Source organism: Achromobacter ruhlandii (assembly GCF_002082135.1).
Lineage (GTDB): Bacteria > Pseudomonadota > Gammaproteobacteria > Burkholderiales > Burkholderiaceae_B > Achromobacter > Achromobacter ruhlandii.
On the sequence record NZ_CP017433.1, the window covers coordinates 3,169,753 to 3,190,800 of the forward strand.

At 69.2% G+C, this 21,048-nt stretch carries 24 protein-coding genes; 13 read left to right on the forward strand and 11 right to left on the reverse strand.

Annotation, left to right across the window (positions count from 1 at the left end; all coding sequences use genetic code 11):
• Window positions 1-4: 4 nt before the first annotated feature.
• Window positions 5-397 (reverse strand): RidA family protein, encoded by a 393-nt coding sequence (locus tag AruCF_RS14245; RefSeq protein ID WP_049073670.1) that lies wholly within the window; start codon window positions 395-397, stop codon window positions 5-7.
• A gap of 11 nt (window positions 398-408) precedes the next feature.
• Window positions 409-1,554, reverse strand: a complete 1,146-nt coding sequence (locus tag AruCF_RS14250; protein WP_049073671.1) for an NAD(P)/FAD-dependent oxidoreductase — start codon at window positions 1,552-1,554, stop codon at window positions 409-411.
• Between the two features lie 284 nt (window positions 1,555-1,838).
• On the opposite strand from AruCF_RS14250, the gene AruCF_RS14255 reads away from it, so the two are divergent.
• Window positions 1,839-2,372: a hypothetical protein gene (locus AruCF_RS14255; RefSeq protein WP_144419132.1), complete on the forward strand. Its 534-nt coding sequence runs from the start codon at window positions 1,839-1,841 to the stop codon at window positions 2,370-2,372.
• A 10-nt stretch (window positions 2,373-2,382) separates the two neighbouring features.
• A complete protein-coding gene (locus AruCF_RS14260) occupies window positions 2,383-2,730 on the forward strand; it encodes a hypothetical protein (RefSeq protein WP_049073675.1) in 348 nt (115 codons plus the stop codon).
• A 113-nt stretch (window positions 2,731-2,843) separates the two neighbouring features.
• On the opposite strand, the gene AruCF_RS14265 is transcribed toward AruCF_RS14260, so the two are convergent.
• Window positions 2,844-3,578, reverse strand: coding sequence for a GntR family transcriptional regulator (locus AruCF_RS14265; protein WP_049073677.1), 735 nt, complete (start codon window positions 3,576-3,578; stop codon window positions 2,844-2,846).
• A 218-nt stretch (window positions 3,579-3,796) separates the two neighbouring features.
• Here AruCF_RS14265 and AruCF_RS14270 point away from each other — a divergent pair, with 218 nt between their 5' ends.
• The 10 genes from AruCF_RS14270 to AruCF_RS14315 all read left to right on the forward strand — a co-directional run bounded on the left by AruCF_RS14270 (window position 3,797) and on the right by AruCF_RS14315 (window position 12,550).
• Window positions 3,797-4,648, forward strand: a complete 852-nt coding sequence (locus AruCF_RS14270; RefSeq protein WP_049073678.1) for a fumarylacetoacetate hydrolase family protein — start codon at window positions 3,797-3,799, stop codon at window positions 4,646-4,648.
• Between the two features lie 16 nt (window positions 4,649-4,664).
• Window positions 4,665-5,663: an ornithine cyclodeaminase family protein gene (locus AruCF_RS14275; RefSeq protein WP_049073680.1), complete on the forward strand. Its 999-nt coding sequence runs from the start codon at window positions 4,665-4,667 to the stop codon at window positions 5,661-5,663.
• A gap of 67 nt (window positions 5,664-5,730) precedes the next feature.
• Window positions 5,731-6,831: a cupin domain-containing protein gene (locus tag AruCF_RS14280; protein WP_049073682.1), complete on the forward strand. Its 1,101-nt coding sequence runs from the start codon at window positions 5,731-5,733 to the stop codon at window positions 6,829-6,831.
• Window positions 6,832-6,859: 28 nt separating this feature from the next.
• Window positions 6,860-7,351 carry an aromatic-ring-hydroxylating dioxygenase subunit beta gene (locus AruCF_RS14285; RefSeq protein ID WP_049073684.1) on the forward strand — a complete coding sequence of 164 codons (492 nt, stop codon included), beginning with the start codon at window positions 6,860-6,862 and terminating at the stop codon, window positions 7,349-7,351.
• 22 nt (window positions 7,352-7,373) lie between these two features.
• Window positions 7,374-8,642: an aromatic ring-hydroxylating dioxygenase subunit alpha gene (locus AruCF_RS14290; RefSeq protein WP_049073685.1), complete on the forward strand. Its 1,269-nt coding sequence runs from the start codon at window positions 7,374-7,376 to the stop codon at window positions 8,640-8,642.
• Window positions 8,643-8,644: 2 nt separating this feature from the next.
• Window positions 8,645-8,965 carry a non-heme iron oxygenase ferredoxin subunit gene (locus tag AruCF_RS14295; RefSeq protein ID WP_049073688.1) on the forward strand — a complete coding sequence of 107 codons (321 nt, stop codon included), beginning with the start codon at window positions 8,645-8,647 and terminating at the stop codon, window positions 8,963-8,965.
• Complete coding sequence (locus tag AruCF_RS14300) at window positions 8,962-10,188, forward strand: NAD(P)/FAD-dependent oxidoreductase (RefSeq protein ID WP_049073689.1); 1,227 nt, start codon at window positions 8,962-8,964, stop codon at window positions 10,186-10,188. Before AruCF_RS14295 ends, AruCF_RS14300 begins: the two co-directional genes overlap by 4 nt.
• Window positions 10,189-10,210: 22 nt before the next feature.
• Window positions 10,211-10,618 (forward strand): nuclear transport factor 2 family protein, encoded by a 408-nt coding sequence (locus AruCF_RS14305; RefSeq protein ID WP_235432655.1) that lies wholly within the window; start codon window positions 10,211-10,213, stop codon window positions 10,616-10,618.
• Between the two features lie 49 nt (window positions 10,619-10,667).
• Complete coding sequence (gene hpaH / locus AruCF_RS14310) at window positions 10,668-11,468, forward strand: 2-oxo-hept-4-ene-1,7-dioate hydratase (RefSeq protein WP_049073691.1); 801 nt, start codon at window positions 10,668-10,670, stop codon at window positions 11,466-11,468.
• Between the two features lie 101 nt (window positions 11,469-11,569).
• Window positions 11,570-12,550 (forward strand): Bug family tripartite tricarboxylate transporter substrate binding protein, encoded by a 981-nt coding sequence (locus AruCF_RS14315; RefSeq protein WP_049073692.1) that lies wholly within the window; start codon window positions 11,570-11,572, stop codon window positions 12,548-12,550.
• A 90-nt stretch (window positions 12,551-12,640) separates the two neighbouring features.
• Here AruCF_RS14315 and AruCF_RS14320 read toward each other — a convergent pair whose 3' ends face one another.
• From AruCF_RS14320 to AruCF_RS14330, 3 genes are all read right to left on the reverse strand, one after another.
• Window positions 12,641-13,114 carry a DUF2269 family protein gene (locus AruCF_RS14320; RefSeq protein ID WP_049073694.1) on the reverse strand — a complete coding sequence of 158 codons (474 nt, stop codon included), beginning with the start codon at window positions 13,112-13,114 and terminating at the stop codon, window positions 12,641-12,643.
• The gene (locus AruCF_RS14325; RefSeq protein WP_049077810.1) at window positions 13,111-14,367 is read right to left on the reverse strand and encodes an SDR family oxidoreductase; all 1,257 of its coding nucleotides are present in this window, start codon (window positions 14,365-14,367) and stop codon (window positions 13,111-13,113) included. The genes AruCF_RS14320 and AruCF_RS14325 overlap by 4 nt, the downstream gene beginning before the upstream one ends.
• Before the next feature lie 111 nt (window positions 14,368-14,478).
• Window positions 14,479-15,009: a GbsR/MarR family transcriptional regulator gene (locus AruCF_RS14330; protein ID WP_049073696.1), complete on the reverse strand. Its 531-nt coding sequence runs from the start codon at window positions 15,007-15,009 to the stop codon at window positions 14,479-14,481.
• 78 nt (window positions 15,010-15,087) lie between these two features.
• Between AruCF_RS14330 and AruCF_RS14335 the strand changes: the two genes are divergently transcribed.
• Window positions 15,088-15,555, forward strand: coding sequence for a DUF6389 family protein (locus tag AruCF_RS14335; RefSeq protein WP_049073698.1), 468 nt, complete (start codon window positions 15,088-15,090; stop codon window positions 15,553-15,555).
• 126 nt (window positions 15,556-15,681) lie between these two features.
• On the opposite strand, the gene AruCF_RS14340 is transcribed toward AruCF_RS14335, so the two are convergent.
• The 5 genes from AruCF_RS14340 to AruCF_RS14360 form a co-directional block, all read right to left on the reverse strand.
• Complete coding sequence (locus tag AruCF_RS14340) at window positions 15,682-16,308, reverse strand: glutathione S-transferase family protein (RefSeq protein WP_049073700.1); 627 nt, start codon at window positions 16,306-16,308, stop codon at window positions 15,682-15,684.
• A gap of 144 nt (window positions 16,309-16,452) precedes the next feature.
• Window positions 16,453-17,424: a LysR family transcriptional regulator gene (locus AruCF_RS14345; protein WP_049073701.1), complete on the reverse strand. Its 972-nt coding sequence runs from the start codon at window positions 17,422-17,424 to the stop codon at window positions 16,453-16,455.
• Between the two features lie 64 nt (window positions 17,425-17,488).
• Window positions 17,489-18,508, reverse strand: coding sequence for a histone deacetylase family protein (locus AruCF_RS14350; protein ID WP_049073703.1), 1,020 nt, complete (start codon window positions 18,506-18,508; stop codon window positions 17,489-17,491).
• Window positions 18,505-19,830, reverse strand: coding sequence for an MFS transporter (locus AruCF_RS14355; RefSeq protein WP_049073705.1), 1,326 nt, complete (start codon window positions 19,828-19,830; stop codon window positions 18,505-18,507). The genes AruCF_RS14350 and AruCF_RS14355 overlap by 4 nt, the downstream gene beginning before the upstream one ends.
• 239 nt (window positions 19,831-20,069) lie before the next feature.
• Window positions 20,070-21,035: a hypothetical protein gene (locus tag AruCF_RS14360; RefSeq protein ID WP_049073707.1), complete on the reverse strand. Its 966-nt coding sequence runs from the start codon at window positions 21,033-21,035 to the stop codon at window positions 20,070-20,072.
• Between the last annotated feature and the right edge of the window lie 13 nt (window positions 21,036-21,048).

Consider the following 21,048-nt stretch of genomic DNA (forward strand, 5'->3'; position numbering starts at 1 on the left):
AACTTCAGTCCTGCCCGCTTGGGTCATCCCCGATATACGCCTGCACTTCGATTTCCACATCGACGTTCAGCGCCAGCGCCGACGCCACCGTCGAGCGCACCGGCAGCGCCGCGCCGAAGAATTCCTTGTAGACCTCGTTGAAACCGGCGAAATGGCTCATGTCCGACAGCCACACGGTGGCCTTGACCACCTGGTCCAGCCGCGCGCCGCCGGCCGCCAGGCTTTCGACGATGCGCTCGCAGGCCGCGCGGGTCTGGGTCTGGATTTCGCCGCGCACCACCTCGCCGGCGGCGCTCATCGGCACCTGCCCCGACAGGAACAGGAAGCCGCCGGCCTTCACGGCCCGCGAGAAGGGGAAGGGCAGGCTGCTGGGCAGGCGCTGGATGGCTTGGCGCATGGAACGGGCTCCTATCGGGAAGGGGAGAAACGGGCCGGCGACAGGCGCGCGGGGTCGACCCCCTGCGCGGTCAGGCTGTCGTTCAACGGCAGGTCGAGCAGCAGGTCGGCGGCCAGGCGCGAGACGCCGGCGGCGGACTGGATCCCGTAGCCGCCCTGAGCCGCCAGCCAGAAGAAGGCGGGCGTGGCCGGATCCCATCCGATCACGAAATCGCCGTCGGCCACGAACGAGCGCAGGCCGGCCCAGGTGTGGCGCGGGCGGCGGATGGTCAGGGAGGTGGCCGCTTCGATGCGGTAGATGCCGGTGGCCACGTCCAGTTCCTCGGGCATCACGTCGTGCGCCGGCACCGGATCGGCATTGGCGGGCGAGCCCAGCAACTGGCCGGCGTCGGGCTTGAAATAGAAGCTCTCGTCGACCCCGACCACGGCCGGCCAGTGCGCGAAGTCGACGTCGTCCGGCCCGGTGAAAGTAAAGGCGGTGCGGCGGCAGGGCTGCAGGCCGACCGGCCGCACGCCGCACAGCGCGGCGGCCTGGTCGGCCCAGGCGCCGGCCGCGTTCACCAGCACCCGCGCCCGCAGCGGCTCGCCGCCGGCCAGCGTCAGGCTCCAGGCGCCGTCCTCGTACGTGGCGGCAACCAGTTCGGCGTGGTTGCGCAGCGCCGCGCCCTGGCGCGTCATGCCGCGCAGGAAGCCCTGGTGCAAGGCATGCACGTCGATATCGCGAGCGTCCGGCTCCTCGATGGCGCCGCACAACTGGTCAGGCCGCAGGCAGGGCACGCGCGCCAACGCCTGTTCGGCGTCGATCAGCGTGACGTTGGGCGACTGGCTGCGGAATTCGTCATAGACCTCGCGCAGCAGGTCCTGCTGGTCGGGCGCGGCGATGTACAGCACGCCGCGCGGGCTCAGCAGGGGATGCTCGCAGAAACCCTGCGGCGGATGCTCGTAGAAGTCGCGGCTGGCGCGGGTCAGCGCCTTGATCTGGGCAGTGCCGTAGGTCTCCATGAACATGGCGGCCGAACGGCCGGTGGAGTGGTAGCCGGGCTGTGCCTCGCGCTCCAGCACCACCACGGAGGCGGCCGCGCTCAGGCGGTAGGCCACGGAGGCGCCGGCGATGCCGGCGCCGATGACGGCGTAATCGTAGGTAAGGTCTGCGGCCATTTTGTCGGAAGCGAGAATTCTCTTATTTGATAATTCTCGAATACGATAGTTGTTTGGCAAGCGGCGGGTAATAGGGGTTGTCCCGATGGCTCGGCATCCGCGGCGCGGGCGGGTCTTGCCGCTGTCATCGCGCCGGGCGGGGGATCCGCTATGATCTGCCAGCCCGGGGCATGCGCTTGCTCCGCCGCGCGTCCACCCCTTGCCCGCTGCGTCGTTTCCCCGCCATGATGCTTCCGTCGCGTTCCCGCCGCCTGCAGAGGGCGGCTGTCCTGGCCCTCCCGCTGTTGGCCGCCTGTTCGACCCAGCCGAAAGCGCCCAAGGCGCCCGAGCGCGTCACGGGCAATGGCGGCAGCATGGTGCGCTACAGTTCGAAGCAGACCGTGATCGATCTGACGACGGACGAGCGCGCCGCCCTGGACCGCATCCGCGTGCGGGCCTATCCCGCCGTGGCGCCGGCGCGGGCCCTGCGGGCCTGCATCGAGGCCTTGACTGCCGCCGGCTACACGCAGGTGGCGGCCGATGCCGCGACCGAAATCGTCAGCGGCGAACGGCACGAAGCCCTGGTCAGCAAGCGCCGCGAAATGCTGCGCGGCCTGCTCAAGTCACAAGGCCTGGCGTATGGCGCCAAGCCCGATCACAAGAGCACCTATGCCCAACTGGTGCTGCGCGAGGAGGGCGGCATCACCCGCGTCTGGGCCAGCCTGAACGAGACCGTCTGGGACAGCAATGGCGACGCCCGGACTCGCCAGGTGACCGATCCCGAGCGTTACGAGGCGTTCTTCAGGCGTTTGGACGCGCTGGTGTCCGGCACGCCGTAAAATCGCGGCCATGCTTCCCACTCAAGTCATCGTTGCGCTGCTCGTGCTGCAGCTTGCCCTGGTCATTCCGCTGGCCGCCGTCGTGATCCAGCTGCTGCGCTGGTGCCACTGGTATTTCCGGGCCGATCCGCGGACCCGCGGCGAACGCCCGCATTTCACCGGCCCGGCGCTGGCGCTGCTGTTCAGCGCGCTGGCCGCCAGCGACTTCATCGGCTATGAGCCGTTTCCGACGTTGTCGCGCCTGAATCCCGTGCCGCTTGAAGCGCGCGCCTATTTCACGGTGGCGATGCTGGCGCTGGCGGTGTGGTGCTGGGCCTATGCCGGCGCCATCCGCGAGCGCGTGCGCCGGCTGTTCTGAACGCAGCCTTCCCTGGCGGCCGCATCGGGCTGCCGTTCGGATGCGCAGCCCCGGCCCACATCAGGCAGGCGGGCAGACTCTAGGCCTCGCGTTTTCAAATCGGTGGCCCGGTCCTAGGCCGCCGCGCTGTCGACCGGCTGCGCCAGCCCCGCCACGCCCCCCCGCAGGGATTCCAGCAGCACGCGCTTGTTCTCGCGGCTGCGGTAGGCGTGCTCGCGCATCAGGTTCTCGGCGCGCGCGGCCTCGCGCCGCGTGATCGCCCGCAGCAGGTCCTCGTGATCCGATTGCGCCCGCAGCACGAAGGGCGTCTCCAGCAGGGAAGGGGTGGACGGCAGCGTCAGCGCGGCCGGGCCGGCCAGCGGCGTCTTGTTGTTGTGTTCCAGCGCCGACAGCAGGGCGCGGTTGCCGGCCGCTTCGCACAGGATCTCGTGGAAGCGGCGGTTGATCTGCCCCCAGGCGCGCGCGTCCACCGTGGCCTTGGGGTCGCGCCGCGCCGGCGCCAGCAGGGCGCGGCCTTCCTCCACCGCCTGCGACAGCTGTTCCAGCACCTCGGCGCTGGCGCCGCGCTCGGCCAGCAGCCGCGCCGCCATGCCTTCCAGCACCCCACGCACTTCGACCGCGTCGCCGATCTCGTCGACAGTGAAGGCCCGCACGCGAAAGCCGCGCGAAGGCAGGCGTTCCAGCAGGCCTTCCTTTTCCAGTTCGGTCAGCGCGATGCGCAGCGGCGTGCGCGACACGCCCAGGCGCGCCGAGAACTGCAGTTCCACCACGCGTTCGCCGGGTTGCAGGGCGCCGGAAAGCACCATGTCCCGGAGTTCGGAAATCACTTTGTCGATCTGAGCGGCCATAGCGGATCGTCGGCTGAAACGTATCTGAAGGGGCCTCCAGTGTACCTACAAAATTGCATGCAATCGCGCATCAAAAAAACAATCCGACCTTGCGATTTATCAAAATTGCATGCAATAATTCGGAAAAACAGCGGTCACGGCACTTAAACGCCACCGAATGCATGCAATGCGTCACTCAATTGCATGCCAGAAGGACCGCCCACAGGACAGGAGACAAGATGAAGCTGATCAGCTTCGAGCATGCGGGCCAGCCGGCCTGGGGCGTGCTGCGCGACGCCGAGGTCGTGCCGTTGACGCGGTACTGGCCCGACCTGGCCACGGCCCTGGCGGCGGGCATCGAGGCCATCGCGCAAGCGGCGGCCGGCCAGGACGGCCCCGGCATTGCGCTGGCCGGCCTGCAATGGCTGCCGCCGGTGCCGGCGCCGCGCAAGATCCTCTGCGTCGGCCTGAACTACGGCCGCCACGTGGCCGAGGCCGGCCGCGAGCTGCCGCGCCATCCTTCGTTGTTCGCCCGCTATCCCGACAGTTTCGTCGGCCACGGCGCGCCGGTCTGGAAGCCGCGCGCCTCCGACCGCTTCGACTACGAGGGCGAACTGGCGGTGGTGATCGGCCGGGCAGGGCGCCACATCGCGGCGCGCGACGCGCTGGAACACGTGGCCGGCTACACCTGCATGGCCGAAAACTCGGTGCGCGACTTCCAGAAGCACAACGCCCAGGTCACGCCCGGCAAGAACTTCGAGCGCAGCGGCGCGATCGGGCCCTGGCTGGTCACCGCCGACGAGATCGGCGACCCGGCGGGCCTGCGCATCCAGACGCGCCTGAACGGCGAGACCGTGCAGCAGGGCGAACTGGCCGACCTGATCTTCCCGATTCCCGAACTGATCGCCTACATCACCGCCTTCACGCCGCTGGCGCCCGGCGACGTGATCGCCACCGGCACGCCGGAAGGCGTCGGTTCCAGCCGCCAGCCACCGCGCTTCCTGGCGGCCGGCGACACGCTGGAGATCGAGGTGCCGGGCGTCGGCACGCTGCGCAACACGGTGGCGGAAGAACCCGTCCACCCCCACTGACACGAAGGACACAGGCATGACCGAGGCATTGCGGTATCTCACCGAAAAAGACGTGGTGGCGGCGCTGACCATCCCGCGCGCCATCGACGCGCTGCAGCGCATGCTGGTGGCGCAGGCGAAGGAGGGCGCGCGCAACGTGCCCAAGGCGCTGGCCACCTGGGGCGACGGCAGCTCGATGCATGCATTGGGCTCGGTGCGGCCCGGCCCCGGCGGCTATGCCGGTTTCAAGACCTGGGTCCACACCAAGGCGGGCGGCGGGTCGCTGTTCAGCCTGTTCGACGCCGACACCGGCCTGCTGCGGGCGGTGATCGAAGCGCGCGCGCTGGGCATGTTGCGCACCGCCGCCATCAGCGGCGTGGCGACCCGCGCCCTGGCGCCCGAGGGCGCGACGCGGGCCGCGCTGATCGGCACCGGGCCGCAGGCCGTGACGCAACTGGCGGCGCTGGCCGCGGTGCGCCCGCTGCAACGCGTGCGGATCCACAGCCCGACCCCGGAAAAACGCCGCGCTTTTGTCGAGGCGGTGGCCGGCAAGTACGCCTTCGCCATCGAGGAATCGCCCACGCTGGAACACGCCCTGGACGGCGCCGAGATCGTGACGCTGATCACTCGCGCCGTCGAGCCCTTCGTCGACGCGGCCCGGCTGGCCGACTGCCGTCACCTGAACGCGGTGGGCGCGATCCTGCCGGCCAAGGCCGAGTTCAGCCAGGACGTGTTCGAGCGCGCCGACCGCGTGGTGGTGGACGACCTGGAAAACGCCCGGCGCGGCTCGCGCGAACTGCGCGAACGCTATGGCGTGGACGGCGCGCCGTGGGACGGCGTGGCGGTGCTGGGCGACCTGCTGGCGCGCGGCGAGACCCGTGCGCCGGATGCGCGGCTGACGCTGTTCAAGGGCATGGGCATGGGCCTGTCGGACCTGGCGATGGCGCAGGTGGCGTACGAGCACGCCCGCGATCACGGGCTGGGCGTCGCCCTGCCGCCGCAGACCCGCGAGAACCTGCTGCTGGCGCAGCCCTGATTTCGATTACCCCCTTCAAAGCACCATGACGCCGGCGCGCACCGCCCGCCGGCCACAGGAGACAGACATGTTCATCGACGTCAGCGGGGCCGCGCCCCGCGAGCAGAACAAATGGCCATCGATCGTGATCCCCAAGGAGGAGATCGACCTGGAGATCGCCCGCCTGATCGACGCGCCGCGCCCCGCCAACGGCCGCCGCGCCTCGCTCATCGCCCATCCGCTGGCGACCGCGCCGGGCCTGGGGCTGGCCCCCGGCACGGACGTCACCATCAACGTCGTCAACCCCGGCGAACGCACCTTCAACCTGCGCAAGAACTCCAACATGCTGGAGATCTGTATCAGCGGCGAGGGCGTGGCCACGGTAGCCGGCCGCGATATCCCGGTGGGCCGCTGGGACGTGTGGAACACGCCGGCGATGCAGGTGCATTCGTACCGCAATGACGGCCCGACGCCCTGGGTGCGGCTGTCGTACTCCAACGCGCCGCTGCTGGAAAAGCTCGAGATCCACTACGTCGAGGAGTTCGAGGGCGACGTGCCGCCGGCCGACGCCAACACCCGCCCGGCGCCGGCCCGCTCGCCCGAGGCGGTGCGCGCCCGCGACCTGGCGATGCGCGAGCAGATCACGCCGGAAGGCGCCTGGCTGATGGGCTACGAGTGGCTGATCGACATCGACGTGCTGGAATCGAAGGCGCTGCACTGGCCCTGGGCGGCGGTCTCGCGCCACCTGCCCAGCGTCGAGGACATGGCGCGCGGCTATAACGGCCGCCGCCTGTTCGTGCTGTACAACCCGGCCACCGAACGCCGCATCGGCACCACCCACAGCTTCTTCGCCACGATTTCATCGTCGCCGCCGGACAACCACCACGTGCCGCACCGCCACAGCTCGTCGGCCATCAACTACTACCTGCGCGGCAACGGCTACAGCAAGGTCAACGGCGTGCGGCTGGACTGGAAGGCCGGCGACCTGATCCTGTCGGCGCCCGGCTGGGCCATGCATTCGCACCACTCGGGCACCGAGACCACCTCGGCCCTGACGGTGCAGGACCACCCCCTGCAGATCGCCATGGAATCGCTGATCTGGCAGGAGCGCATGCAGGAACCGATCCTGGCGCTCGGCAGCCAGGGCGGCTTCGAAAGCAACCTGGCGCAACTGGCCGCCGCGTCCTGAGCGCGCCGCTCGCATTCCGGAAATTCCCATGACCCAGATCCAACTGCCCGCCGACACCTCGCTGCGCGCCCGCCTGCGCGACTTCTACGACGACTACGCCTACTGCCTGGACGAAGACCGGCTGGAGGAATGGCCGGACTTCTTCACCGAGGACTGCCACTACCGCGTGCTGTCGCGCGAGAACCACGACGCCGGCCTGCCGCTCGGCCTGATCTATTGCATGAACAAGAACATGCTGCGCGACCGCGTCACCGCGCTGCGCGAAACCACCATGTTCGAACCGCGTTCGCTGCGCCACTTCATCAGCGGCGTGCGCGTCATCGAGGCGCAGGGCGAGCGCATCGTGGCCCAGGCCAACTTCGCGGTGATGGAGTCGCTGTCCGACCGCGAGCCCACGCTGAACATGGTGGGCCGCTACCTGGACGAGCTGCGCCTGACGCCGCAAGGCCCGCTGCTGGCCCGCCGCGACTGCGTCTACGACAACTACCGCGTGCGCACCTCGCTCATCGTTCCCCTCTGATCCCGCTGCCAGGAAACCCGCCATGACCTGTTCCGATTCCGCCGTGCTGGAAACTCCCGCCGCGGCCCCCATCCATATCGAGCGCCGCTGGCCCAAGGAGGGCTACACGCGCATTCCCAACTGGGTCTACACCGACCCGGCCATCTTCCAGAAGGAGATGGACGTGTTCTTTGGCGGCCGCACCTGGAACTACGTCGGCCTGGAGTGCGAGGTGCCCGAAACCGGCTGCTACAAGCGCAACTGGATCGGCAACCGCCCGGTCATCATGGTGCGCACCGAAAGCGGCGAGATCAACGTGCTGGAGAACCGCTGCGCCCACCGCGGCGCCCAGATCTGCTGGCAGAACACCGGCAAGGTGAGCGACTTCACCTGCCCGTACCACCAGTGGAACTACGACCTGGACGGCAACCTGCAGGGCGTGCCGTTTCGCCGCGGCGCCATGGGCAAGGGCGGCATGCCGCGCGACTTCGACCCCAGGCAGAACGGCATCCGCAAGCTGCGCAGCGTCAACCGCGGCGGCTCGATCTGGGCGACGTTCGCCGACGATGCGCCCAGTTTCGAGGACTACTGCGGCCCCGAGGTGCTGGCCGAGATCGACCACATGCTGCCGGGCAAGAAGCTCAAGCTGCTGGGCTACAGCCGCCAGCTGATTCCCAGCAACTGGAAGATGTACCTGGAGAACCTGAAGGACCCGTACCACGCCACCTTGCTGCACACCTTCTACATCACCTTCGGCCTGTGGCGCGCGGATTCCAAGTCCGAGTGCATTCCCACCGGCGGCGGCGCCCACAGCGTGATGGTGTCGCACAACGAGGGCAAGAAGAAGACCGAGGCCACCAGCGAGATGAGCCGCTTCCGCGACGACCTGGAGCTGCTCGACCTGGAAACCGTCACCCCGCGCGCCGAATTCAACCGCGGCCGGGTCGGCGGCGCCTGGGTCTTTCCCGCCGCGCAATTCGGCATCCAGGCCAATTCGCTCAAGACGCGCCACGTGATCCCGCGCAGCCCGACCGAGCATGAACTCGTCTTCACCTACTACGGCTACGAGGACGATGACGAGGAAATGACCCGCCTGCGCCTGAAGCACGCCAACCTGCTGGGCCCGGCCGGCTTCGTCTCGATGGACGACAGCGAGATGCTGAACCAGGTGCAGATCGGCGTCACCGGCTACCCCGAGGCGCGCGGCATCGTCGAGATGGGCGGCCGCGACACCGAGCCGGCCGACTACATGGTGACCGAAGTGCTGATCCGCTCGTTCTACGACTACTACCGCAACGCGATGGGGCTGTGACCATGACGACCTGGACCCCGGTCGCCCAGGTGGGCGACATCTCTCCCGACACTGGCACGCTGCGCGTCGCGCTGGATGGCGAGGCCGTGTGCCTGTACGACCTGCAGGGCGATATCTGCGCCACCCAGGACCGCTGTCCGCACGGCAACGCCAGCCTGGCCGACGGCTATATGGAAGACGGCACCATCGAATGCCCCTTGCACCAGGGCGTGTTCGACATCCGTAGCGGCAAGCCCCAATGCCCGCCCGTCACCACCGACCTGCGCCGCTACGCGGTGCGGGTCGAGGCCGGCACCATCTATCTGAGCGCGGAGGCCCCGTGAAAGCGGGCGCCATCGTCATCGTCGGCGCGGGACAGGCGGGTGGCTGGGCGGCGGCCACGCTGCGCGGCCGCGGCTACGCCGGCCGCATCGTGCTGCTGGGCGATGAACCGCACGCGCCCTACGAGCGGCCCCCCTTGAGCAAGGCGGTGCTGGGCGGCCAGGCGGCGCCTGAAAGCACCGAGCTGTTTTCCCTGGAACGGCTGGCCGAACTGGATATCACGTTCCGGCCCGGCGTCGCGGCGACACGGCTATGGCCCGAGCGCCATCAGGTGGAAACCTCCACCGGCGCCGTGCTCGACTACGACAAGCTGATCCTGTGCACCGGCGGCCGTCCCATCGTGCCGGCCTTGCCCGGCGCCGACGCCGCGGTCGTGCATGTGCTGCGCACCCGCGACGATGCCTTGCGCCTGCGGGCCCGCCTGGGCCCGGGCCGCCGCATCGTCATTGCCGGCGGCGGCTGGATCGGCCTGGAAGTGGCCGCCACCGCGCGCCAGGCGGGCTGCGCCACCACGGTGCTGGAGCAGGCCCCGCGCCTGTGCGCCCGCAGCGTGCCGCCCGGCGTCTCGGCCCATTTGGCGGCGCTGCATGCCGGGCAGGGGGTGGCGCTGCGCTTGAACGCCAGCCTGCGCGCGGTGCATGCGCGCCCCGAAGGCGGCTGCGTCGTCGAACTGGCGGACGGCAGCCGACTGGAAGCGGACGCCGTGGTGCTGGGCGTGGGCATGCAGGCCAACGACGCCCTGGCACGCGAGGCCGGCATCGCCTGCGAGCGCGGCGTGCTGGTCGACGAATACTGCCGCACGTCGGCGCCCGATGTGCTGGCCGCGGGCGACGTGGCGGTGGCCGCGCCCGCCGGCGGCGGCCCCATCCGCCTGGAATCCTGGCAGAACGCCCAGGACCAGGGCGCGGCGGCGGCGCTGTCGGCGCTGGATGCCGGCCAACCCTACCAGCCCAGCGGCGCGGTGTGGTCGGAACAGTACGACGCCATGGTGCAGATCGCCGGCTTTCCGGCGCGGGCCGCCCGCGAAGTGCTGCGGCCCCAGGCGGACGCCCGGGCGCTGCTGTCGGTGGCGCTGGACGATGGCGGCCGCGTCATCGGCGCCGTGGCGGTGAACGCGGCGCGCGAACTGCGCCAGCTGCGCCAGTGGATCGCGCAAGGCACCCAGGTGGACTCCGCGCAACTGGCGCGCGCCGACGCGCCGCTGTCCAGCGCCCGGATCGACTGACCCCCTGATGATGGAGAACCGAATGCAGACCGAACACATCAAGGCCGCCTGCGAGGCGGTCGTCCTGGCCTTTTTCCACGCGCTGGATACCCGGCGCCACGAGGCCGCCGCCGCGCTGATGGCGCCAGATGGCACCTGGCTGCGCCAGGGCCAGCTGCTGACCGGGCCGCGCGAGGTGCTGGCGGCCCTGGAGGCGCGCGCGCCGCAGCGCACCACCTGCCACGTCATCACCAACCTGCGCCTGCTGGAACACAGCGGATCGCAGGCCATGGTCGGCTATTTCCTCACCGCCTACGACAGCGATCCGCAAGTGCAGGGCGGGGCGCCGCGCCTGGTCGCCATCCGCGACTGCCAGGACCGGCTGGTCGCCAGCGGCCAGGACTGGCTGCTGGCGGAAAAGCGCAGCCGGCGCCATCTGCCGCCCGAATGACATTCCCCAAACCCTGCCGGAAAATCCCATGACACCCCAAGGAACCTCCATGGACGCCGCGACCATCAAGGCGCTGGCCCAGCGACTGGACCAGGCCGAACGCAGCCGTACCCAGGTACGCCAGCTGTCGCTGGAACATCCCGACATCACCATCGCCGACGCCTACGCCATCCAGCGCGAATGGGTGGCGGCCAAGATCGCCGGCGGCCGCCGGCTGGTCGGCCACAAGATCGGCCTGACCTCGCGCGCCATGCAGCTGTCCTCGCAGATCGACGAGCCCGACTACGGCGCCTTGCTGGACGACATGCTGTTCGACGACGGCGCCGAGATCCCCCACGACCGCTTCATCGTGCCCCGGGTCGAGGTCGAGCTGGCCTTCATCCTGGACCGGCGGCTCAAGGGGCCGGGCGTGACGCTGTTCGATGTGCTGGACGCGGTCCGCTATGTGATCCCCGCGCTGGAGATCATCGACGCGCGCTCGCACCAGATCGACCCCGACAGCAAGCGGCCGCGCAAGGTCTTCGACACCATCGCCGACAACGCCGCCAACGCCGGCGTGGTGATGGGCGGGCGGCCGGTGCGGGTCGATGCCGTCGACCTGCGCTGGGTCGGCGCCATGATGTCGCGCAACGCGGTGATCGAGGAAACCGGCCTGGCGGCGGGCGTGCTCAACCATCCCGCCAACGGCGTGGTGTGGCTGGCCAACAAGCTGGCCGGCTACGACGTCGCGCTGGAACCCGGCCAGATCATCCTGAGCGGCTCGTTCACCAGGCCGGTGTTTGCCCAGCGCGGCGACACCTTCCACGTGGACTACGGCGTGCTCGGCGCGGTCAGTTGCCGCTTCGTGTGACGCCGCCGGGAGCCCGTCGCACCATTCCATTTTTCGTTCCACGCGCGTCCGATACATCAAAACCAGCGGCCGCGCGCCCCGCACCCCCAAGGAGACAAACCATGATCCCCCTCAAAATCTCGTTCGGCATCGCCGCCGCCTGTATGGCGCTGGCGGCCGGCCCCGCGCCGGCGCAGGCCGCCGACTGGCCCACCCATGCCATCACCCTGGTGGTGCCGTTCGCCGCCGGCGGCGGCGGCGACACCCTGGCACGGCTGGTGGCCGAGCCGCTGTCGCGCGAACTCGGGCAGTCCATCATCATCGAGAACCGGCCCGGCGCTGGCGGCAACATCGGCACCGCCATCGTGGCGCGCGCCAATCCCGACGGCTACACGCTGTCGTATGGCACCAACGGCACCCAGGCCACCAACCACTGGCTGTACAAGTCGCCGGGCTACGCGCCGGGCGACTTCGAGCCGGTCTCGCGCTTTACCGTGATCGCGGCGGCGCTGGTGGTCAACGCCAGTGACGAGCGCTTCAAGTCCCTGGCGCAGCTGCTGGCCTACGCCAAGTCGCATCCGGGCGAACTGACCTGTGGCTCGGCCGGCAACGGCACCTCGTCGCACCTGGCCTGTGAGCTGCTGAACCAGATGGCGGGGGTCAAGATCATGCACATCCCGTACAAGGGCGGCAGCGCCGCCATGACCGACCTGCTGGGCGGGCGCATCTCGCTGCTGATCGACGTCATGCCGAACGTGTCCGGCCAGATCGCTGCGGGCAAGCTGCGCGCGCTGGGCGTGACCACGCCGCAGCGTGTTGCGTCGAATCCGGACATCCCGACCTTGAGCGAGGCCGGCGTCAAAGGCTACGAGTTCTTCGCCTGGGACGGCCTGTACGCGCCCAAGGGCACACCCGTCGCCATCCTCGACAAGCTCAACGCCGCCGTGAACCGGGCGCTGCAGCGGCCCGAGGTGAAACAGGCGCTGGAATCGCGCGGCGCGATCCCGTCGCCGACCTCGCGCCAGTCGCTGGCCGAGTTCGGCGCCGAGGAATACACGCGGCTCGGCAAGGTCGTGAAGACGGCCGGCGCCGCCATCGACTGAAACCGCCGCGCGGGATCCGCGCCGCCCGGGCGCGGGTCTCGCCACGGCGGGCAGGGCAGGCCAGACCCTTGGGGCGGGAAAGCCGGACGCCTACAGCGCTGGCTTGAGCACCATCAGGAAATACACCGCCACCATCGCCAGGAACGCCGGGTACCCCAGCCATTCCCAATAACGCGCGAAGCGCCAGTAGCGCGCCGGCAGCGCCATGGCGCCGGCCGTGTGGGCGCCGTCCGCCATCTTCGCCATTTCGTACTGCAGCCACACCACCGGCAGCCAGCAGGCGCCGGCCAGCAGGTACAGCCCGATCGACACGGCGATCCACGGCGTGGTCCAGTTCCAGCCGGCGGTGTGCGCCAGCCACAATCCGGTCAGCGGCTGCGCCACCACGGCGGGCGTGGTGAACCACAGGTCGGCCCGCACCACCAGCTTCGAGACCGCCGCGATGGCCGGCACCGAGCCGGTGCGGTTGGCGAAGAACAGGTAGAACGCGGTGCCGAAACCGGTTCCCACCAGCAGGACGGACGACAGGATGTGCAGGGTCTTGATCGTGAGATAGGCGTTCATGATTGGGTTTCCTCGCTGAACAGGATGAATAGGAGCGCGACGACGGCGACGTTCTTCAGGAGCGGGCCGAACGGATGCCACAGGAATTCCGGCAAAGCCAACGCGATCACCGCGGAATAGCCCAGCACCAGGGCAAGCTGCGCTGCCCACAGCCGCCGGCCGGGGCGCCAGAGCGTGGCGACGCCAAACACGGCGTCCAGCGCGGCGGCCAAGTACAGCGCCGCCACGGCCACCGGGCCGTGCAGGCCGACCCGCGCCAGCAGCGCCAGGCTGTCGCCGGTCGGGTAGATGAAGGCGCTGCACAGCGCGGTCCACAGCCAGATCAGCGCCAGCGCAGCGCGCAGCAGGGCGGGGCGCCAGGCCGCCAGGGCCTGCTGGCGCAGGGCGGGGGCCTGGTCCGGGGTAATAAAGGCGTCGATGGCAGCCGGCGGACGCCCCAGCACGCGCGTGGTGAGCGCCGCGTCGCCGCTATTGCCGGCGCGCAGCATGCGCCAGGTGTCGCGCGTCAGGATCGAGCCGGGCAGGCGGTCGCACAGTGCCGCGCCCGCGGCGACCAGCGCGCCCGGCACGGCCAGCGTCCAGGCCGGCGCAAAGCCCATGGATGCGCGATAGACCCCCAGCATGCGCTTGAAGGTAACCTCGGCGCCGCCCACCAGATCGAGCACCGCCGGCGCATCGACCGTCCCGCCGACCAGGCGGACCACGATCTCGGCCAGCTCATCGACGTGGATCGGCCGCAGCGGCTGGCGTCCGCCGGCGGGCAGGGCGTGCAGCGGCAGCGACGCCAGCGCGCGGAAAAACCGCGCCGACGCGCCCTGGGCGCCATACACCAGCGCCGGCCGCAAAATATGATGCGCCACCGGCAGCGCTTGCAGATGGTCATCGGCCGCGCGCTTGCTGCGGAAATAGGCGGTGGCGCCTTGCTGCGTGCCGAGCGCGGACAGTTGCAACACGCGCCTGACGCCGGCTTGCGCCGCCGCGTCGAACAGGGCCGCCGGGGCAAGGTGATGCAGCCGGTCGAAATCGCCGCGGTCGGCTTCGCGCAGGATGCCGACCGCGTTGATCACGACATGGATGCCGCGCAGACGGTCGACCCAGGCAGCCGGCGTGGTATCGACGCGGTAATCCACGGCGATCTCATCGGGATGCCGCGGCTGCCGCACCCCCTTGAGCACCCGGTGTCCGTCGCGCGCCAGCGCCTGGCACAACGCGCGGCCGATGAAGCCATTGGCACCGCATACCAGGATGTTCATGTGATCCGCCTCCAGCCGCATTGGCCGATTGATTCTTCAATTTCTGTTATTTCTGTATAGACAGAAATAACAGACCAAAAAAAGGGCGGGACACGCGGCCCGCCCACGCCATCACGCCTTGGTGCGGCGCATTGTCTTGCTGATCTTGGCGCCCATGCCGAGCGTCTTCATCAGCGTCTCGGGTTTCATGCGCAGCATTTCATCGGACCAGGTGGTGAGGATTTCCAGGAACGACAGCGTCTCGCGCACGCGCTGCGCGGTGAGCGGGGTTTCGTCGGCCATCTCGGGACTGGCCAGGGTGTCGCGCAGCATCGACAGGGTGGGATCGATCTCGCGCTGGCGCCGGCCCTCGACGATCAGCTTGAACAATTCCCAGATGTCGGTGGAGGTTTCGAAATGGTCGCGGCGGTCGTCCATGACGTGCACCACCTTGGCCAGGCGCCAGGCCTGCAGTTCCTTGAGGCTGTTGCTGACGTTCGAGCGCGCCACGCCCAGCGTCTCGGCGATTTCCTCGGCGGGCACGGGCCGGCCCAGCAGGTAGAGCAGGGCATGGATCTGCGCCACGGTGCGGTTCACGCCCCAGCGCGAGCCCATTTCGCCCCAATGAAGGATGAAGCGTTCGGCGATCGGAGTCAGTTTCATGAGGCCAATGTAGGTATTTCTGTTATTTCTGTCAAGACAGAAACAACAGAAATCACCGCGATCCGCTAAGCTCCCGGCATGAACCAACACGACTACCAAACCGCCCTGCGGCGTGAACTCGACGCCCACACCGACGCCGCGCTGCGCGTGCTGGCCGGCGTGTTCCCGCGCCTGCCGGAAAAGGCGCGCGAGATCCAGTTCGGCATCTTCCCCGACCAGGACGGCGAGGGCACGTTCTCCGTGGTCATCGGCCTGGATGGGCCGGACCTGTACGTGCTGAACAAGGCCATCGAAGGCCACCGCAACCTGTTTGACGTGGTGCACGGCGAAACCGGCCTGACGCCGCCGGTGCCGATGTTCGGGCGCGATCCCGGCTTCTGCGTGCAGGACGTCATCGCCGACACCGCGGCCGACTGGATCGAGGCCTTGTGGGAGCGGGGCGGCCGGGCGGTTTCACCGCTGCCGGCCTGCATCTATGCGGACGAGGACTACGGCACGACCACGCCGCGCAGCCTGTCGGCGGCCGCGGCGCCGGCCCAGCGCTGAGCCGGCCCGCGCGCCGCGAGTCTTGTCGGGACGCGCTTTGTTCAAACGCCCTGGTTCAGAAGCGGCTTGTTCGAACCCGGCTTGTTCGAACCCGACTTGTTCGGGCGCGCCTTATTCGGGCGCGCCTTATTCCGCCTTGGCCTGCGCCAGGGCGCGCTGCACCGCCGGCCGCGCCGCGACCCGCGCCAGGTAGGCGGTCAGCGCCGGAAAGCGCGCCAAGTCCACGCCGTCGCCCTCCAGCCAGCTGCCGATGGTGTAGAGATAGGCGTCGGCCACGCTGAAGCGGTCGCCCAGCGCCCAGGGACCGGCGATCTGCGATTCCAGGTACGCGGCCACGGCCGTCATGGTTTCCGGCACCTTGGCGCGCATGGCTTCGTGCGCCGCCGGGTCGTCGGCCCAGCGCGCGCCGCGCCGCTTGTGCGCGTGCGCCACATGGGCGGTGGACGCCAGGTAGCTGTTCAGCTCCTGCAGGCGGGCGAACGCAAACGGGTCGTCCAGCGGCGCCAGCCCCGCCGCCGGGAAGCGCTGCGCCACGTAGGCAAGCAGGGCCGGCGTTTCGGTCAGCACGCCATGCTCGGTGGCCAGCGCCGGCACCCGCCCCTTGGGATTGACGCGCAGGAATTCCGGGCTTTGCTGCTGCCCCGCGCCGAAATCCAGCTTGACGACGTCGAATTCGGCGCCGGCTTCCTGCAAGGCGATGTGGGTGGCCAGGGCACAGGTGCCCGGCGCGGTGTAGAAGGTCCAACGAGACATGGCGTCCTCTTGAGCGGTGGTGACGGGTGGCAAAGCGCAAGGGGTCATTATCGCCATAACCGCCTGCGCCGCCTATGGGGAGCGCCGCGCGCGCACGGCGACACCGCACAGGTCGCGCAGCGCCCGGCCCGCGTCAACGCCCGCTCAGCGGGCGCGGGCCGCCAGCGGCGTGCGCGCCAGGAAGCGCTCGAACGCCTCCAGGTAGGCCGTCTCGGCCGCGCTCAGCTTGCGCTGACGGTGCCAGGTCAGGAACACGTCGATCTCGGCCACGCTCTCGTTGGGCGGCAGGCGCCGCAATTCGCCGTTGACCACGTCCGGCACGATCAGGTGCTCGGGCAGAAAGCTCAGGCCGATGCCGGCCACCACCATGCGCCGCACCTCCTCGATATGCGGCGAGGTGCCGACGATGCGGCCGGTGAAGCCCTGCTGGTCGCGGAAGATGGTCAGCGGCGACAGCGTGTCGCCGATCTGGTCGCTGGCGAAACAGACGAAGTTCTGGTCCATCAGGTCTTCGATGCCCACCCTCGGCCGTGAAAACAGCGGATGGCGCCGGCCGCAGACCACCGCGTAATGGTGGCGCAGGAACAGCCGGCGCTCCAGCGCCTCGACCGGCTTGCGGCACAGGCACAGGCCCAGCGCCGGCACGCGCTTGGACAGGGCGTCGAGGATGTCGGCGCTGGGCAGCACCTCGATGTGGAACTCGATGCGCGGATGGCGCTGGTGGAAATCGGCCAGGAAATCGTCGTAGGCCGCGCTCTGGATGCGGCTCATGACCAGCAGCCGCAAGGTGCCGGCGACCTCATGCCGGTCCTGCGGGGCGGCGGTCTCGATGCGCGCCATGGCGCCGTACATGTCGCGGGCGATGGCGTAGATCTCCTCGCCCAGCCCCGTCAGGCGGAATTCGCCATTGCGCCGGTGCAGCAGCATGCCCCCGACCGCGTCCTCCAGCCGCTTCAAGGCCTGGCTGACGGCCGGCTGGCTCAGGTGCAGCGCCTGCGCCGCGCGGCCCACGCCGCGCGCCTGCACCACGAACATGAAGGTGCGCAGCAGGTTCCAGTCCATGCGCTCGGGCGCGAGCGACAGGGTGTGGGCGGGGCGGGCAGGGGCAGGGCACATGGCGGCGTGGCGGATTCCGGCAAAAGGACAGGGCCGGTTTCCGTCCGCCACGCCGGTCCCATGTTCAGGTTCCGGCCAGCCCCGCGAAGAAGCGCGCGGCGTTCGACTCCAGGCCCTCGATATAGTAGCCGCCTTCCTGCACGATCAAGGTCGGTAGCTTCAGGCCGGCGACCTCGCGGCCGAGCCGCTCGAAGCCGTCTTCCGTGACCGCCACCATGGCCTGCGGGTCCTTCTCGAAGATGTCGAAGCCCAGCGACAGCACCAGCGCATCGGGCTGGAATTGCTCGATCGCGGCGCGCGCCTGGCGCAGGCGGTCGAAGAACACCGACTCGGGCGAGCCGTGCGGCATCGGCAGGTTGAGGTTGTAGCCTTCGCCTTCGCCCGCGCCGCGCTCGTCCTCGAAACCCGCGACCACCGGATAGAAATTCTCCGGGTCGCCGTGGATCGACACGTACAGCACGTCGCTGCGTTCGTAGAAGATGTCCTGGATACCCTGGCCATGATGCATATCGGTGTCCAGGATGGCGACGCGCCCATAGGTGTCGCGCAGGCGCTGGGCGGCAATGGCGGCGTTGTTCAGGTAACAGAAGCCGCCGGCCGCGTCGCGGCGCGCATGGTGGCCGGGCGGGCGGCACAGGGCGTAGGCGTGGCGGTCGCCGGCGGCGATGCGGTCGGCGCCGGCAATGGCGCACTGCGCCGACCAATAGGCCGATTGCCAGGTGTTCGGCCCCACCGGGCAGCTGCCGTCGGCCAGGTAGCGCGCGGCCTGCGCCAGCACACCGCGCAGCGCGTTGGGTTCGCGCACGAAGACGTTGGAAACCACCTCGTCGCCCCAGTCGTCGGGCAGCTTCTTCCATTCGGTGTGCGCTTCGCGCAAGAAGCGCAGGTAGGCCGGCGTATGCACCGCTTCGAGCGGGGCGTTGCCGTGGTCGGGCGGCGCCTGCACGTCAAAACCCAGGTTGCGCGCCGCCTGCGCCAGCGCGTCCAGGCGCGACGGCACTTCCTGCGGCGTGCGCATCTTGCCGCGCGAGAAATAGGTCTGCGGATGATGCAGTTTCTGATCGTCGTGGAAGTACGCCTTCATGCTTGTTGAGCCTCGGGTTGCAGTTGGACATGGCGCTGGCGGCAGGCGCCCAGCAATAGCACGGATACCAGCGAAAGCAGCGAAATCACCGAGAACAGCACGGCCAGCGGCCACCACTGGCCCTTGAAGTTCTCGGCCAGCACGGTGCCCAGCATCGGCGTCAGGCCGCCGAAGATGGCGCCCGACAGCTGGTAGGCCATGGAAATCCCGGTGTAGCGGATCGCCGTGGGAAAGCTGTCGCTGACGAAGCCGGCGATCACCGCATAGTAGGCCCCCATGAACAGCACCGCCACGCCGATGCCCAGGGTGATCGCGCCCAGCGAACCCAGGTCCACCAGGTTGAACATGGCGTAGGGCGTGAAGACCGACACCAGCGCCATCGTCGCCAGGAAGCGCAGGTTGCCGACGCGGCTGGCGATATAGGCCGCCAGCGGCGTGATGAAGAACTGCATGATCGACACCACCAGCAGGCAGTCCAGGATCACCGCGCGGTTCAGGCCGACGTACTGGGTGGTGTAGGCGATCATGAAGGTGCTGGTGAAGTAGAACCCGGCGATGCCCAGCACATTGGCGCCCACGGCCAGCGCCAGCAGGCGCGGCGCGCCGGTCAGCACCTGCGCCAGCGGCGCCCGGGCCGGCTTGGCGCGCTTGGCCTGGGCCTGTTTTTCCTCCAGGAAGTCGGGCGACTCGTTGACGCTCAGGCGGATCACGAAGCCCACCACCAGCAGCACCGCCGAGAACAGGAACGGCACGCGCCAGCCCCAGCTGAGGAAGGCGGCATCGTCCAGCCCGGTCACCAGCTTGAACATCAGCATCGACAGGATCAGGCCGGCCGGGCTGCCAAGCTGCGCGAACGAGGCGAAGAAAGTGCGCTTGCTCTTGTCGGGCGAGTGTTCGCCCGCCATCAGCACGGCGCCGCCCCATTCGCCGCCCACCGCCACGCCCTGGACGATGCGCAGCAGCACCAGCAGCACCGGCGCCCAGAAGCCGATCGAGGCATAGGTCGGCAGCAGGCCGATCAGCACCGTCACGGTGCCCATCATCAATAGTGTGATGACCAGCGATTTCTTGCGGCCGATGCGGTCGCCGATGTGGCCGAACAGGGCGCCGCCCAGCGGCCGCGCGAAAAAGCCCACGGCAAAAGTGCCGAAGGCGGCCAGCGTGCCGTAGAAGCCCGTGGCGGACGGAAAGAACAGTTTGCCGAACACCAGCGCGGCGGCGGTGGCGTAGATATAAAAGTCGTACCACTCGATCATCGTGCCGATGAATGCGGCGGTGGACGCGCGCACCGGCTGGTGGCCCGTCTTGGTATTTCCCCTCATGATTTTCTCTCTTGCAGGTTGGTTCAGATTGCTGCGCCAACCGTTATACGCGCGCCCCCGGCATAAGAAAAATTCTGAATTCTTATCCGCGAAATTCAGCGTATTTATGAGTGGAAACCCTAATAATGACCGACGATGCACGCAGAACCCCGGGACAGGAATGGCCCGGACTGCCACGGCGGCGGTTCGGCGGGACCGGGCGCGTGTGCACCGGAGAGCGCGGGACGCGCCAGCGCGCCTTAGCGCGCCGGCTGCCAGTCGGTCCGGCAGTTGGCCGCCGGGCGCAGCTCGTTGGCCGCCGCCAGGCGCAGGGACGGCCTGGCGCCCGCCGCATAGACCAGATTGCGCGAGCGCCACACGGCCAGTTCGGCATACGGCACCTGCGCCGACGACGCGCCGCCGGTGCCCCAGAAGTCCATGCTCGGCGCATCCAGGCAGGCATCGCGCGCGGCCACGCTGGCCAGCTCGCGGCCGGTCTCCAGTTCAACCGCGCGAAAGCGCAATGGCGTCGGCCGCTGGCGCAGCTCGGCCGGGATCACCACCGGCGTGCCGTTGGCGGTCTGGCCCAGGCTGGCCGGCTTGACGGTCTGCACCTCCTGGTCGCGCGGCACCAGCAGGAAGGCCACGCCATTGTCGATATCCAGCAGGCGGCCGCGTCCCAGCCTCACGGCCTGGAATGGTTCGTGGCGGATCAGCGTGGTCTCGTACCAGCCGTTTTCGTAGCGCGTCCATCCCGGCTCGCCAGCGTCCAGGAACACCTGGCCGCCGATGCTGTCGCCGTCGCCTTCCTTCTGCACCGGGATGTCGGTGATGCGCAGATCGCCGCCGCCGACATCCAGGTACAGCAGGTTGCCGTGGCCGGAGGTGCGGGTGACGAAGGCCAGCACCCCGTGGGCGTTGATGGCCTTGGCCGGACCGCAGAAATAGTCGCGCGCGCGGCGCGGGTCGCCCGCCGGCAGGAAACGCTCGCCCAGCTTGACGCCCTTGCCGCAGAGCGGCTGGCGCTGGTAGGCCAGGGTGTATTGGCTGGCGTTGCGCCGCCTGCCTTCCAGGTAGTCCTGGAAGCCGATGTCGGTTTCCTCGACCCGCAAGCCCTTGTCGTTATAGATCGTGCGGGCCTGCGACGGACCGGCCATGGCGGCCAGGGACAGCGACAACAGGACGACCGCGCAGGGCGTGCGCGGGCAGATCAGGAGATGGCGCATTGTGCTTGTCATT